9 protein-coding genes are annotated in these 13,428 nt (G+C 63.8%); 7 read left to right on the top strand and 2 right to left on the bottom strand.

The window, feature by feature from the left end; genetic code table 11:
- The first annotated feature begins 17 nt into the window (after window positions 1-17).
- On the top strand, window positions 18-2,366 hold the full coding sequence (locus HGO38_RS00875; protein ID WP_250954035.1) for a glucose/quinate/shikimate family membrane-bound PQQ-dependent dehydrogenase: 2,349 nt from the start codon (window positions 18-20) through the stop codon (window positions 2,364-2,366).
- Between the two features lie 176 nt (window positions 2,367-2,542).
- On the top strand, window positions 2,543-2,824 hold the full coding sequence (locus tag HGO38_RS00880) for a DUF6074 family protein (RefSeq protein ID WP_250954036.1): 282 nt from the start codon (window positions 2,543-2,545) through the stop codon (window positions 2,822-2,824).
- Window positions 2,825-2,830: 6 nt separating this feature from the next.
- On the opposite strand, the gene HGO38_RS00885 is transcribed toward HGO38_RS00880, so the two are convergent.
- Entirely contained in the window at window positions 2,831-3,013 is a 183-nt protein-coding gene (locus HGO38_RS00885; protein ID WP_250954037.1) for a DUF559 domain-containing protein, read from the bottom strand.
- 289 nt (window positions 3,014-3,302) lie between these two features.
- A complete protein-coding gene (locus tag HGO38_RS00890; RefSeq protein ID WP_250954038.1) occupies window positions 3,303-5,783 on the bottom strand; it encodes an ATP-dependent helicase in 2,481 nt (826 codons plus the stop codon).
- Window positions 5,784-6,039: 256 nt separating this feature from the next.
- On the opposite strand from HGO38_RS00890, the gene HGO38_RS00895 reads away from it, so the two are divergent.
- The 5 genes from HGO38_RS00895 (at window position 6,040) to HGO38_RS00915 (ending at window position 13,411) form a co-directional block, all read left to right on the top strand.
- Window positions 6,040-7,227 carry an efflux RND transporter periplasmic adaptor subunit gene (locus HGO38_RS00895; protein ID WP_250954039.1) on the top strand — a complete coding sequence of 396 codons (1,188 nt, stop codon included), beginning with the start codon at window positions 6,040-6,042 and terminating at the stop codon, window positions 7,225-7,227.
- Complete coding sequence (locus HGO38_RS00900) at window positions 7,227-10,388, top strand: efflux RND transporter permease subunit (protein WP_250954040.1); 3,162 nt, start codon at window positions 7,227-7,229, stop codon at window positions 10,386-10,388. Before HGO38_RS00895 ends, HGO38_RS00900 begins: the two co-directional genes overlap by 1 nt.
- 31 nt (window positions 10,389-10,419) lie before the next feature.
- Window positions 10,420-11,160, top strand: coding sequence for a dienelactone hydrolase family protein (locus HGO38_RS00905; protein ID WP_250954041.1), 741 nt, complete (start codon window positions 10,420-10,422; stop codon window positions 11,158-11,160).
- A 2-nt stretch (window positions 11,161-11,162) separates the two neighbouring features.
- Complete coding sequence (locus HGO38_RS00910; RefSeq protein ID WP_250954042.1) at window positions 11,163-11,846, top strand: class I SAM-dependent methyltransferase; 684 nt, start codon at window positions 11,163-11,165, stop codon at window positions 11,844-11,846.
- A 155-nt stretch (window positions 11,847-12,001) separates the two neighbouring features.
- Window positions 12,002-13,411: an FAD-binding oxidoreductase gene (locus HGO38_RS00915; protein WP_250954043.1), complete on the top strand. Its 1,410-nt coding sequence runs from the start codon at window positions 12,002-12,004 to the stop codon at window positions 13,409-13,411.
- Window positions 13,412-13,428: the final 17 nt, after the last annotated feature.

A 13,428-nucleotide genomic window follows, 5' to 3' on the forward strand; every position in this document is an offset into this window, starting at 1 on the left:
AATTTCGGGATATCAAAATGGTCCTCTTCCTGACCGCCGTCGTCTTCGGCGCCATCGGCATTGCCCTTGGCACCGGAGGCGGTGAACTCGTGGCCCTTGGTGGCAGCGTGTATTACCTCATCGCCGGCCTCGCCTTCGTTGCGACCGCCATTCTCCTCTTCCGGCGCAAGCCGCTGGCCCTCTGGCTCTACGGAGTCTTCGTGCTCGGCACGCTGGCCTGGGCGGTGTGGGAAGTCGGCTTCGACTGGTGGCAGCTCGGTCCGCGCGGCGGCATTGTGGTGCTGGCCGGTCTGTGGCTGCTGACGCCCTGGGTGCGCCGGCCGCTCGGTTATACCAGTCTTGAAGGCTTTCGCTACGGTGCGAGCCCCTGGCCGGTGGCCATTCCGGTGGTCATCGCCATCGGCGTTGCCGGATATTCGATGGCCACCGATCCGCATGACCTGGCCGGCAGCCTGCCGACCGAGGCGGCCTCGACGGTGGCGCCGAGCTATGGCGGACAGGTTCCCGACGGCGATTGGCATCAGTACGGTCGCACGCCCTATGGCCAACGTTATTCGCCGCTGACGCAGATCACCACCGAAAACGTCGCCAAGCTCGATGTCGCCTGGACCTATCAGACCGGCGATGTGAAACGGCCGGAGGACGTGAACGAGACCACCTATCAGGTGACGCCGCTCAAAGTCGGCAATTCGCTTTATCTCTGCACGCCGCACAATTGGGCGATCGCGCTTGACGCGGCGACCGGCAAGGAAAAGTGGAAATATGATGCCAATGCCGGCATGAATGCCGATCGCCAGCATCAGACCTGCCGCGGTGTGACCTATTATGCCGATCCGGCCATCGCGCCCGGCCAGGCCTGCGCCGAGCGGGTCTTTCTTCCGACCTCGGACGCGCGCCTGATCGCGCTCGATGCCGCCAATGGCACGGTCTGCGAAAGCTTTGCCGACAAGGGTGTGCTGCATCTGGAAACCGGCATGAAATACAATCCGGCCGGCTACTATTACTCGACCTCGCCGCCTGTGATCGCCGATGGCAAGATCATCGTCGGTGGTGCGGTCAACGACAACTATTCGACCCAGGAACAGTCGGGCGTCATCCGCGCCTTCGATGTCAATACCGGCGCGCTGGTGTGGAACTGGGATTCGGGCAATCCGACCCAGACCGCGCCGCTGCCAGAAGGTGAGACCTACACCACCAATTCGCCCAACAGCTGGTCGGTGTTCTCGGTCGACGAGCAATTGGGCCTCATCTATGTGCCGCTCGGCAACCAGGTGCCAGACCAGATCGGCATTGGCCGTTCGGACAATGTCGAGAAATACTCCTCGTCGATCGTGGCGCTCGACATGCGTACCGGCCAGGACCGCTGGGTGCGCCAGACCGTGCATCACGACCTCTGGGACATGGACGTACCGGCCCAGCCTGTTCTGCTCGACATTACCGGCAAAGACGGGACACCGGTGCCGGCGCTGGTGGGTCCCACCAAGCAGGGCGACATCTATGTGCTCGATCGTCGGACCGGCGAGCCGATCATCCCGGTCAAGGAAATCCCGGCACCGAGTGGTGCTGTCGACGGCGATTTCACGTCGCCGACCCAGCCGATTTCGGACCTCACCTACTCGCCGCCGCCACTGACCGAGAAGAACATGTGGGGCGTCAGCCTGTTCGACCAGATGCTGTGCCGTATCGATTTCCACAAGCTGAAATATGAGGGCCGCTATACGCCGCCGTCGCTGGAAGGATCGCTGATCTATCCCGGCAATTTCGGCACGTTCAACTGGGGTTCCGTGGCCGTCGATCCCGAACGCCAGGTGATGTTCGGCATGCCGACCTATCTGGCCTTCACCTCCAGGCTGGTGCCGCGCGACCAGGTTCCGCCGAAGGGCGACGACGAGAAGGGCAGCGAACAGGGCCTGAACCGCAATGATGGCGCCCCTTATGGCGTCTACATGGGGCCGTTCCTGTCGCCGATCGGCATTCCCTGCCAGGCGCCGCCCTGGGGCTATGTCACCGGCGCGGACCTGCGTACCGGCGAGATCGCCTACAAGCACAAGAACGGCACCGTACGCGACATGACGCCGCTGCCGCTGCCCTTCAAGGTCGGCGTTCCGGGCATCGGCGGACCGATGATCACTAGGGGTGGCGTTGCCTTCCTCGGTGCGGCGGTCGACGACTATCTGCGCGCCTATGACCTGACGACCGGCCGGGAGCTGTGGAGGGCCCGTCTGCCGGCCGGCGGCCAGGCCACGCCGATGACCTATGCGCTCGACGGCGGCAAGCAATATGTGGTGATGGTGGCCGGTGGCCATGGCTCGGTCGGCACCAAGCCGGGCGATTATGTCATCGCCTATACGCTGCCGAACGAATGATCGGAACGCATCGTCTTTGACTACGAGGAGCCGAACCCTCCGGGCGCCAATGCCCGGAGGTTTTTTTATGGGTAAAATCGCCGACCGAACGGAAAAGACCGTGGAACGCGCGGGCCGAAACCAAACGTTAACCATGGCCGACTTAAAAAAGGTGCCGTAACGTGAGGATGGTTCGCATGACAGTATCTGAGTTCGCCAGCCCGGCCGCCGGGAAGATTGCCTTCTTCCCCCTGGCCAGCCGCCGCGATCTGGTGCGCACCTCCGCTGAAAAGCTCGACCAATGCCACGGCCCCGATGCCGTCCAGTTCTGGCGCACCACCTGCCGGGCACTCGGCGCCGAACTCTTGTCGCTCGGCTGCCCCGAAGCCACCATGCGCGCCGAAATCATGGATTTCCAGGAAGCGGTGCAGTTTGAGCTCATGCGGTTGCACGGCGAGGGCGGCGTGGCGCGGGGGTAGGTGCAGTCACCTCGACAGATCAAAGCCGATCGACCTCAATATATGCGTGCAGACTGCATCCAGATTATACAGGACGTCTTTGTTGGTGATAGGGACAATGTTCCATCCCAAAGCACGAAGCCGTTGATCCCTGTCGCGGTCTCTGTCGATTTCGTGATCATGACTATGGGATGCGCCGAAATGCGGCATGGCAAGACTGTCCGCGGTTGTGGCGCAAATTCAGTCATGTTTTCGGGATTATAACAGCTCCGGAAATTAAGGGGAGGCTGAGGTTACCCCCCTCTGCCCTGCCGGGCATCTCCCCCTCAAGGGGGGAGATCGGTCGTGGCGATCCATTGCCCGTCCCGTGGGCGTTGGATATTCCGTTAGCCTTTAAAGTGGGTGCTATGTGGAAGCGGTGATCTCCCCCCTTGAGGGGGAGATGTCACGAAGTGACAGAGGGGGGTATCCAGTGCGCGTCCGCGTGCGGACCGTCCCCTCACACCCGCTCCACAAACCCATCCAGCACGCGTTTCTGCCCCGCCCGGTCAAAATCGATTGTCAGCTTGTTGCCTTCGATGCCGACCACGTTGCCGTTGCCGAATTTCATGTGGAAGACGCGGTCGCCGAGGGTGAATTTCGAGGGTTCGGTGCTGGTGGATTTGGCGATCAGCTCGCCGTCGATGGTTTTGGCGCGCGGGCCGCTTTCGCCGTAGCCGACGCGCTCGACCGCATGGCCGGAGCGGTTGCCCCAGTTGTCGCGAGTGGCGTCGGTTTTGTTGGCCTGGGCGCGCTTCCAGCCCGGCGTCGAATAGCTATTGGCAAAGGGCTCGGCCTTGTCGAAGCGCGACTGGCCGTAACCGCCACGCCCGTAGCCGCCATAGGACTGTTCTGACTGGGCGACATCGACATGGGTGGCCGGCAGTTCGTCCAGAAAGCGTGAGGGCAGGGTGGATTGCCACAGGCCATGGATGCGGCGGTTGGAGACGAACCAGATGTGGCAGCGGCGCTTGGCGCGGGTCAGGCCGACATAGGCGAGGCGGCGTTCTTCCTCCAGCCCCGAGCGGCCGCCTTCGTCGAGCGCGCGCTGATGCGGAAACAGGCCTTCTTCCCAGCCGGGCAGGAACACGGTTTCGAATTCCAGGCCCTTGGCCGAGTGCAGCGTCATGATCGACACGGCGTCCATTTCGGCATTCTGCTCGGTATCCATGACCAGCGAGACATGCTCCAAAAAGCCGCGCAGGCTCTCGAAAGCCTCCATCGAGCGCACCAGCTCTTTGAGGTTTTCCAGCCGGCCGGGCGCCTCGGCGCTCTTGTCGTTCTGCCACATGGCGGTATAGCCGCTGTCGTCGAGGATCTGCTCGGCAAGCTCGGTATGGGGCGTGTTTTCCAAGAGCGACTGCCAGCGGCGGAAATCGGTGACGACGTCGAACAGCGCCTTGCGGGCCTTCGGCTTCAGCTCGTCGGTCTCGATGATGTCGCCGGCAGCGGCCAGCATGGGAATGTCACGGGCGCGTGCATAGTCGTGCAGGTTGCGGATCGTGGTGTCGCCGAGGCCACGCTTCGGCGTGTTGACGATGCGCTCGAAGGCCAGATCGTCGGCCGGCTGGCAGACCATGCGGAAATAGGCCATGGCATCGCGGATCTCGAGACGCTCGTAGAAGCGCGGACCGCCGATGACGCGGTAGTTGAGGCCGAGCGTCACGAAGCGGTCTTCGAATTCGCGCATCTGGAACGAGGCGCGCACCAGGATCGCCATGTCGTTCAGGCGATGCTCCTTGCGCTGCAGCTGCTCGATTTCCTCGCCGACGGCGCGGGCTTCCTCCTCCGAATCCCAGGCGGCATGCACCACGACCTTCTCGTCGTCCGGGTCGCGGCGGTCGGTGAACAGCGTCTTGCCGAGCCGGCCCTCGTTATGGGCAATCAGATGGCCGGCGGCACCGAGAATATGCTCGGTGGAGCGATAGTTGCGCTCCAGCTTGATGACCTTGGCGCCGGGAAAATCCTTCTCGAAGCGCAGGATATTGTCCACTTCCGCGCCACGCCAGCCGTAGATCGACTGGTCGTCGTCGCCGACGCAGCAGACATTCTGCGGCACATCCTTCGGCCGCTGGGCCAGAAGCCGCAGCCACATATATTGGGCGGTGTTGGTGTCCTGGTACTCGTCGACCAGGATGTAGCGGAAGCGGCCGTGGTAATCGCGCAGGATATCGGGATTGGCGCGGAACATGCGGATCGGGTGCAGCAGCAGATCGCCGAAATCGCAGGCGTTCAGCGTCTTCAGGCGGGCCTGATAGGCGGCATAGAGTTCGCGGCCCTTGCCATTGGCAAAGGCGCGGGCGTCGCCTTCGGGGATCTGGGCGGGGTCGAGGCCCTTGTTCTTCCAGCCGTCGATCATGCCGGCAAACTGTTTTGCCGGCCAGCGCTTGTCGTCCAGGCCCTCGGCCTGGATCAGCTGCTTGATCAGCCGGATCACGTCATCGGTATCGAGAATGCTAAAATCGGAGCGCAGGCCGACCAGTTCGGCATGGCGGCGCAGGATTTTCACGCCGATCGAGTGAAATGTGCCGAGCCAGGGCATGCCCTCGACGGCGCCGCCGACCAGGTGGCCGATGCGCTCCTTCATCTCGCGGGCCGCCTTGTTGGTGAAGGTCACGGCCAGGATCTGGCTCGGAAAGGCGCGGCCGGAGGCGAGAATATGGGCGATGCGGGTGGTCAGCACCCGCGTCTTGCCGGTGCCGGCGCCGGCCAGAACCAGGACGGGACCGTCGAGCGCTTCGACGGCGGCGCGCTGTTCCGGATTGAGGCCGCTCAGATAGTCCGGGGTGCGGTTCTGGTCGCGGGCGGCCATGGCGCGGGCGGCGATGCCAGACGGACCAGCAGTGCCGGTTTCAGGGGCAGCCGATGCCGGGCCGCCGGGCGCCTTGCGCGGGGCGGGCTCTTCATCGAAAAAGGGTATGTCGTCGAAACCGTTGCTCATGGGGCTCAATGTAGTGATTCGGATCTGAAAGGCCAGAAAAGATGTTCTGGTTTCATTCCTGCGGGCTTTCCTTCGCGCCAAATGCGTGGAAACATCGCATCACGCTTCGCGCCGCGCCCAGTGGGCCTGGAGTTCACGAAAGCGTGAAAATCCAGTGATATTACAATTCCGTAACGAAGGCGATGCGGCATTGCGTGAGCGCCTGCAACAAAGGATACTTGGCACAAGCCAATCCATGCCCGATCTGGAGACTTGAATGCAGCTTTGGAAACAGTGTCTGATCAGTGCAATATTGCTGGTTGTTTGTCTCATCGGATGGGCCATCTTGGTACCGGGGGCCGCCAATACATTGGCGCGGCTCGGGCTGCCGGACAGTGTGGTGGCGATGCTCGGTCCGTCGCCATCGGCGGAGCCCGGCCCGGCAGGCGGCACGGCGTCGGCACCGGCCGCAGGTGCTGCCAATGGCGGACAGTCCCGCCGCGGCGCTCCGCAGGCGACGCTGGTGGCCACCAAGCCGGTGGTCAACGGCATCGTCAACGACCGGCTGAATGCGATCGGCAATGGCGAGGCCATCCAGTCGGTGACCGTCATGCCGCAGGCGACCGGCACGATCAACGAGATCCTCGTGGCATCCGGGCAGCGAGTGACCAAGGGGCAGGTCCTGGCGCGGCTTGACGATGACGAGCAGGTGATCCTGCGCGATCAGGCCGAGGTTCTGCTGCGCAGCGCGACCGAAAAATCCGCCTCCTATAAAAACCTGGCGAGCTTTTCCCGCCTTGAAGTGCTCGATGCGCAGATCGCCTTCGAAACGGCGCAGCTTGACCTGACCAATGCCCAACTGAGCCTCAAGCGCCGCTCGATCGTCGCGCCGATCGACGGCATCGTCGGCATCGTTGCGGTCAATATCGGCGACAATGCGACGACGTCGACCAGCGTGGTGTCGATCGACAACCGGTCCGAACTGCTGGTCGATTTCTGGGCGCCTGAGCGCTTTGCGATCGCCGTCAAGCCCGGCATGCCGGTCGAGGCCAGTTCGGTTGCCCGGCCGGGCCGGGTGTTCTCCGGCGCGGTCGAAGCGATCGACAACCGCCTCGACGAGGCCAGCCGCACCATCCGCATCCGCGCCCGCATTCCCAATACCGACGACGAATTGCGGGCCGGCATGTCGTTCGGTGTGACCATGGCCTTTCCTGGCGAGACCTATCCGTCGGTCGATCCGCTGGCCATCCAGTGGGATTCGGAAGGCTCGTTCGTCTGGCAAATCCGCGACGACAAATCGACGAAAACCAGGGTGCGCATCATCCAGCGCAATCCGGATTCGGTTCTGGTCGATGCCAAGCTGAACGAAGGCGATGCCGTTGCGATCGAAGGCCTGCAGCGGGTTCGCGAAGGGGGCACCGTGCGCATTGTCGGTGCGGTCGAGACGGCTAAGGTGGCAAGCTGATGAGCGTTGAACCCCACAATCCCGGCGGCAGCGGTAGCGGCGCGAATAGCTTTACCGCAATGTTCGTGCGACGACCGATCTTTGCCGCCGTTCTGAACACCTTGCTGGTGGTGGCGGGCCTTGCCGCGTTGTTCGGCGTGGAAGTGCGCGAACTGCCGGATGTCGACCAGCCGGTGATCACGGTGAGAACCACCTATGACGGCGCGTCGGCCCAGACCATCGACCAGGAACTGACCGAAATCATCGAAGGGGCGGTGGCCCGCGTCAGCGGTCTGAAATCGATCTCGTCCTCGTCGCAGTTCGGCTCCAGCCGCGTGACGCTGGAGTTCAACGATACCGCCGATCTTGCCGTTGCCGCCAACGATGTACGCGACGCGCTTGGCCGGATCACTGACCAGTTGCCGGACGAAGCCGACGAGCCGCGCATCGTCAAGGCCGATTCCGATTCGCAGCCGATCATGCGGCTGGCCGCCACTTCCTCGACGCTCAGCATGGAAGACCTGACGCTGCTGGTCGACAACGAGATTTCCGATCGGCTTGCGGCCGTTGACGGCGTTGCCGACGTGGAGCTCTACGGCGACCAGGAAAAGGTATTCCGCGTCGATGTCGACCAGTCGGCGCTGGCCAGCCGCGGCCTGACCATTGCCGATCTGTCCGACGCGCTGGAAACGGCAGCCTTCGACGTGCCGGCGGGATCGCTGGAATCGGCGACGCAGGACATTGTCGTGCGGGCCACGGCCAACCTGTCGACCCCTGAGGATTTCGAAAATATCCTGATCGGCGGCAACCGGGTGCGGCTGCGCGACGTGGCAACCGTCATGCTCGGTGCCGATGACGGCACCACGGCGCTGCGCTCGAACGGCGTGCAGGGCGTCGGCCTTGGCATTATCCGCCAGGCGCAGTCCAATACCTTGAACATCTCGGCGGGCGTCGAGGCGGCCGTTGCCGAGCTGTCGAAAACCCTGCCGGAAGGCACAAAGATCGCCATTACCAGCAATGATGCCGTGTTCATCCAGGGCGCTCTGCACGAGGTGGAGATCGCGTTGTCGCTGTCGGCCTTCATCGTCGTCGTGGTCATCTACCTGTTCCTGCGCGACTGGCGTGCCACGCTGATTCCGGCACTGACCATGCCGGTGGCACTGATCGGCACCCTGATCGCCATCTATCTCGTCGGCTTTTCCATCAATATCCTGACGCTGCTGGCCATCGTTCTGGCGACGGGGCTTGTGGTGGACGACGCCATCGTCGTTCTGGAAAATATCGTCCGGCGCCGCACCGAAGGCATGGGGCCGCGGGCCGCGGCCGTGCTCGGCACCCAGGAAGTGTTTTTCGCCGTCATCGCGACGACCGCGACGCTGGCTGCCGTGTTCATTCCGCTGTCCTTCCTGCCGGGACAGCTTGGCGGACTGTTCCGCGAGTTCGGCTTCGTGCTGGCCTTTGCCGTCGCCCTGTCGTCTGTGACGGCGCTGACGCTCTGCCCGATGCTGGCATCGCGCATGCTGACGCGGCCGATGGCGGAAAAGCATGGGGTCCTCGACTCGTTCGGCAAGGCCTTTGCCGGGTTCTATGCGCGGACATTGCAGTCCTGCTTTAATGCGCCGATGGTGGTCATCGCCTTCTCCATCGTGTTTTCCGTGGCGGCCTATGGCGCCTTCCTTCTGGTGCCGAACGAACTGACGCCGCAGGAAGACCGGGCGATGGTGATGATGCGGCTGACAGCGCCGCAGGGGGTCAGCCTCAACTACACCCAGGATCAACTGTTGCGGGTCGAGGAAAATCTGCAGCCGTTGCGCGACAGCGGCGAAATCCGCAATATCTTCTCCATCTCCGGACAGGGCGGCTCCTCGAACAGCGGCTTCATGGTGCTGACGCTGGCACCGTGGGCCGAGCGCGAGCGCACGCAGAACGACATCGTCGCCGATGTCAACGCGGCGGCTGCCAAAGTGCCGGGACTGCGCGGGTTTGCGGTCCAGCAGAACAGCCTGCGTATTCGCGGCGCCGGCAATGGCCTGCAGATGGCCATCATCGGCAACGATCATGCCGAACTGACCCAGGCAGCCATCAAGCTGGTGCAGCAGATGGGCACCACAGGCCTGTTCGATACGCCGCGCCTGCAAACCGAACCGAGCCAGGCGCAGATTTCCCTGACGGTCAGCCGCGAGCGCGCGTCCGATCTCGGCATCGATATCGATGGCCTGGGCACAGCGCTGCAGTCGCTGCTGGAGGGGCGCTCAGTGGTTGACGTTTTCGTCAACGGCGAGGCCATCCCGGTGAAACTGACGTCGACGACCCGTCCGGTCGACGATCCGACCGATCTTGAGAACATCTTCCTGAAAGCCGGCGATGGCCGGATCGTGCCGGTCTCCACCATTGCCAGCCTGGAGGAAAGGGCCGTTGCGCCCGAACTCAACCGCGAGCAGCAGATGGCTTCGGTCTCCTTCTCCGCCGGCCTGAAGGAGGGTGTGTCCCTCGGTCAGGCGGTAGAGGCGGTGACGGCGCTGGCCCAGCCGTTGCTGCCGCCCGGCGCGCGGCTGATGCCGCTCGCCGAGGCTGCAACGCTTGCCGAAAACTCAAGCGGCATGCTTTTGACCTTCGGCTTTGCCATTGCCATCATTTTCCTGGTACTGGCGGCTCAGTTCGAGAGTGTACTCTCGTCGCTGATCATCATGTCGACCGTGCCGCTGGGGCTTGCCTGTGCGGTATTCGCCCTGGTTTTGACCGGCTCGAGCCTCAACGTCTACAGCCAGATCGGCCTGGTGCTTTTGGTTGGGGTCATGGCCAAGAACGGCATCCTGATCGTCGAATTCGCCAATCAGCTGCGCGACCGCGGTGATGACGTGCGCTCGGCCATCGAGACGGCCTGCAAGCTTCGGCTGCGGCCGGTGATGATGACGATGATCGCCACCGTGATCGGCGGCGTGCCACTGGTGATGGCCGTAGGGGCAGGCGCCGAGGCCCGTATCGCGCTCGGCTGGGTGATCGTCGGCGGCCTCGGTCTTGCGACCCTTGTGACGCTCTACATCACGCCGGTCGCCTATCTGTTGATCGCCCGCTTCGCCAAGCCGCATGCCGATGAAGAGCAGCGGTTCCACAAGGAGCTGGCGCTGGCATCGCGCACGCCTGCCAAGGAACAGGATACGCTGCCGATTGCGGCCGAGTGACCGGGAAGACACGGGCAAGGAGATGGCAGAGTTGACCACAGCGACGATCGATATCGTGATGGCCGAGGGCGTGGCCAAGGGCTTTCTGGCCCTTCCGCCGGTGATGTCCGGCAGCGTGCCGGGCATTGTTCTCTACATGGATGCCTTTGGGCCGCGGCCGGCGCTCTATGGCATGGCCGAGCGCATGGCGGCGGAAGGTTATGCCGTACTGGTGCCCGATCTCTATTATCGCCTCGGCGCTTACGGTCCTTTCGAGGCGGCGACGGCGTTCAAGCATGAGGAGACGGCGCGCCAGCTGCGCGGCATGATCGGCGCCACAAGCCAGGCGATGACCGAGGCCGATACGGGTTTCTTCATCGCGGCGCTGGCGGCGGCCGGCGCCACGGGGCCGATCGGCGTCGTGGGCTATTGCATGGGCGGCGCCAGAGCGCTGACGGCAGCGACCGCCTATCCCGAGCGGATCGTCGCGGCCGCAAGTTTTCACGGCGGAAACCTCGCCAGCGAAGCGTCCGACAGCCCACATCTCAGAGCCGGCGATATCCAGGCGCGGGTCTATGTCGGAACGGCGGGCATCGACGGTTCGTTTCCGCCGGAGCAATCGACCCGTTTCGTTGAGGCTTTCCGGCGCGCCGAGGTGGATTTCACGCTGGAGAACTATGTCGGCGCGGCTCATGGCTGGTGCATTCCGGATCACAGCGTTTACGACGAGCGCGCGTCCGAACGTCATTGGCAGCGGCTGCTGACCCTGTTTGCCGAGACACTGAAGCCCTGACCGTGCGCGAGGCGACCAGCCTGTTGCTCCCCGATGGACCGGACGGCGAGGCCAGGCGTGCAGCCTTGATCCGCGACCGGCTGACCTTGCAGCCACCGCCGGGGCTTGCCGGCACCGGCCTTTGCGATCTTAAGCTCTACCGGGCTGGGCCCTCCAGCGGGTTGTCGAAGCTGGTCGGCTCGGTAGCGCCCTATTGGGCGCATCCCTGGGCCGGCGGCCTGGCACTGGCGCGCTATATGGCCGAACGGCCGGACGCGGTCGCGGGGCGCCATGTGCTGGATCTCGGCACCGGCGGCGGGCTGGTGGCGATTGCCGCGGCCCTGATGGGCGCTGCTTCGGTCACCGGGATCGATATCGATGCCTGGGCCATTTCGGCGGCGCGGCTGAACGCGGATGCCAATGGTGTCGGCGCCCGATTTTTGCAGGGCGACGTGGCCGATGTGGCGCTGGCCGGCGTGGATATGATCCTGGTCGGCGATCTGTTCTACGACAAAGACCTGGCGGACACGGTATCGGTGGTCCTGGCATCGGCTGTGTCGAGGGGTATCCCCGTGCTGGTCGGCGATCCCGGTCGAAAACCGTTGCCGCGGGTGCATCTGCTTGATGTGGTCGAGTATCCGGTCGCCGACGTCGGCGATCCGCCCGGAACGGCGTCGGCGACCGGCAGGGTCTCTCGCTGGGTCTGACCGGCGGATTGGCGACGGCGTGTGCGGGGCACTGCATATCGTTGTCACAGCAGATGCTTTGACCACTGGACAAGCAGGACGGACTTGGCCCATACCTGCCCGAACTTTGCTAAGCATGCCCCGCATCCGGCGCGGCAATATAAGAGGGCCGTTCCATGGCATTGAAGGACGTTGTCGCAGGGGTTCGCAACGAGGCGGGGATCGCCACCGTGCTCGGGCTGCTGAAGCAGTCCTTCGGCGAGCGGTTCCAGACCGGCCAGTCGTTCCGCGAGCAGCATGCCCATACCACCACCTATCTGCCGGCCCAGCTTCCCGATGGTGTCGTCTTCGTCGAAAACGTCGAGGACGTGACGGCAGTCGTCAAGACCTGTGCGGCCCATAAGGTGCCGATGATCCCGTTCGGCACGGGCACCTCGCTGGAGGGGCAGATCAATGCGTCTTCTGGCGGAATCTCCATCGATTTCAGTCGCATGAACCGGGTTCTTTCGGTGAACGCCGAGGATCTCGACTGCACCGTGGAGCCGGGTATCACGCGGGAGGAGCTGAACACCCATCTGCGCGATACCGGCCTGTTCTTTCCCATCGATCCCGGCGCCAATGCGTCGATCGGCGGCATGGCCTCGACGCGGGCGTCCGGCACCAATGCGGTGCGCTACGGCACCATGAAGGACAATGTGCTGGCGCTGACGGTGGTCACGGCCAATGGCGAGGAAATCCGCACGGCGCACCGGGCCAAGAAGACCTCGGCCGGCTACGACCTGACGCGGCTGTTCATCGGCGCGGAAGGCACGCTTGGCGTCATCACCTCGGTCACCCTCAAGCTGCAGGGCATTCCGGAAAAGATCGGCGGCGGCGTCTGCGGGTTTCCGAGCCTGAAGGCGGCCTGCGATGCGGTGATCACCACGATCCAGATGGGCATCCCGGTCGCCCGGATCGAATTGCTTGACGAGATGCAGATGCGGGCCTGCAATGCCTATTCAAAACTCTCCTATGCCGAAAAGCCGACGCTGTTTCTCGAATTCCACGGCACGGAGGCGACCGTCGCCCTGCAGGCCGAGCAGTTCAAGGAGATTGCCGCCGAGTTCGGCGCCGACGAATTCCTCTATACGGCCAATGCGGAGGAGCGTAGCCAGCTCTGGAAGGCGCGGCACAATGCCTATTGGGCAGGCATGGCACTCGATCCGAGCCTGACCGGCCTGTCGACCGATGTCTGCGTGCCGATCTCGAGGCTTGCCGATTGCGTGGCCGAAACCCAGGCCGACATTCGCGAGACCGGCCTGCTGGCGCCGATCGTCGGTCATGCCGGCGACGGCAATTTTCACGTTCTGGTGCTGTTCGACGCCCATAACCCTAAGGATGTGGCGCGGGCCGAGGGATTCGTGTCCCGCCTCAATTCGCGGGCGCTGGCCATGGACGGAACCTGCACCGGCGAGCATGGGGTGGGGCAGGGCAAGATGAGTTTCCTCGAGCAGGAAATGGGTTCGGCACTCGATGTCATGCGGCAGATCAAGCGCGGGCTCGATCCGGACAATCTCTTCAATCCGGGCAAGATCTTCCGATTATAGCAATGGGCGTTTGCGCC

This window comes from Rhizobium sp. CG5 (assembly GCF_023701945.1).
Lineage (GTDB): Bacteria > Pseudomonadota > Alphaproteobacteria > Rhizobiales > Rhizobiaceae > Allorhizobium.

Coding starts and splice junctions, on each gene's coding strand:
- HGO38_RS00915 (WP_250954043.1), top strand. CDS start 12,002: ATGGCATTGAAGGACGTTGTCGCAGGGGTTCGCAACGAGGCGGGGATC.
- HGO38_RS00890 (WP_250954038.1), bottom strand. CDS start 5,783: ATGAGCAACGGTTTCGACGACATACCCTTTTTCGATGAAGAGCCCGCC.
- HGO38_RS00900 (WP_250954040.1), top strand. CDS start 7,227: ATGAGCGTTGAACCCCACAATCCCGGCGGCAGCGGTAGCGGCGCGAAT.
- HGO38_RS00875 (WP_250954035.1), top strand. CDS start 18: ATGGTCCTCTTCCTGACCGCCGTCGTCTTCGGCGCCATCGGCATTGCC.
- HGO38_RS00895 (WP_250954039.1), top strand. CDS start 6,040: ATGCAGCTTTGGAAACAGTGTCTGATCAGTGCAATATTGCTGGTTGTT.
- HGO38_RS00880 (WP_250954036.1), top strand. CDS start 2,543: ATGACAGTATCTGAGTTCGCCAGCCCGGCCGCCGGGAAGATTGCCTTC.
- HGO38_RS00885 (WP_250954037.1), bottom strand. CDS start 3,013: ATGCCGCATTTCGGCGCATCCCATAGTCATGATCACGAAATCGACAGA.